The organism is Bartonella sp. OC16QHHD, from assembly GCF_042194035.1.
Lineage (GTDB): Bacteria > Pseudomonadota > Alphaproteobacteria > Rhizobiales > Rhizobiaceae > Bartonella.
The window spans coordinates 1-1,199 of record NZ_JBHIMJ010000019.1 but is presented as its reverse complement, the minus strand read 5'-3'; the positions used below and the strand labels follow the sequence as shown (position 1 = coordinate 1,199).

General features: G+C 42.7%; 1 protein-coding gene. It reads left to right on the top strand.

The features are described from left to right. Positions 1-1,199: autotransporter outer membrane beta-barrel domain-containing protein (locus ACFIK1_RS03075; protein WP_375662056.1), on the top strand; the 1,199-nt coding region annotated here is incomplete at both ends.

Below are 1,199 nucleotides of genomic sequence, written 5' to 3'. Positions count from 1 at the left end.
TTTGATCTAAAAAACAAGACAACATGGACGTTGAAAATCAGCAAACATGAAAAAGATGATGATGGCAATCTGCTTGATATCGCTCAAAGATCTCGTTCTGATATTTCTGTGCTAAACCTCAACAACAGCTCCATTGTTTTTGAGAAACCAACAGAAGATCACTACCAAACATTGCATATAGGTTCTGGTAAACCAGACACGCAAGAAGTCTACAATGCAACGGATGATGCGAAAATTTACTTCAACGCTGAATGGAGTGATGGTGCTGCAATAAATGACCAAAAAACCGATAGACTTTTGATCCATGGGGATGTCTCTGGCAACACATCAATTTATGTCACGGGGCGCTTAGAAGAGAACAATATCGAAGCAAATACCTCTGCTGCTGCCAATGTCCGTGGTCTTTCACTCATTCAAGTTTCTGGAAAAGCAGAAGAAAACTCTTTCAAACTAGTAAATGGCTATACCACGAGAGGTGGCTTACCAGATATGTATACACTACATGCCTATGGACCAGACTCAAGCCAAGGCAAAGCCGATATTGCACAAAACCTCTTTGATGAAAAGAATGAAAATTTCTGGGATTTCCGTTTACAACCCGAACTGCTTAGCTCCAATTCTGGTTCAAATCCTGATCCTGAAACAAATATCCCTGCCGTTGCCCCTGTACCACAAACAGCAAGCTATTTGGTCATGCCAAATGCTCTCTTTTACAGTGGATTAACCGATATGGCTAAACAAAACGCGCTTTTAGCCAATATCAGAACATCCGTCTTAGGAAAAGAAGAGGAGAAACAAACTGGTTTCTTCCTTTACACCTATGGAAGCACAGGAACTTTATCTTCTGAGCGTGGTCCTCTCAAATATGGTTATGGTGCTGATATCCGCTATGCTGCTCTCCAAGCCGGAGTCACATTGGCAGCAATTGAAGGGCAAAATACCACAACACATCTCGGTCTTGTAGGCACCTATGGGCAGCTGTCGTTCACACCAAAGGACATGAAAGATGCAGGAAAGAACACGCTGGATAAATGGGCCATTACAGCCTATGGCAGTATACAGCATAACAGTGGTTTCTACATCGATGCACTCTTGTCCTATGGTATCCTAAAAGGGCATATCGCCAATGCCATCAGAGGCAATACCGCGAAGTTGAACGATGCCAAAATGTTAAGTATCTCCACCACTGTTGGCAAAGA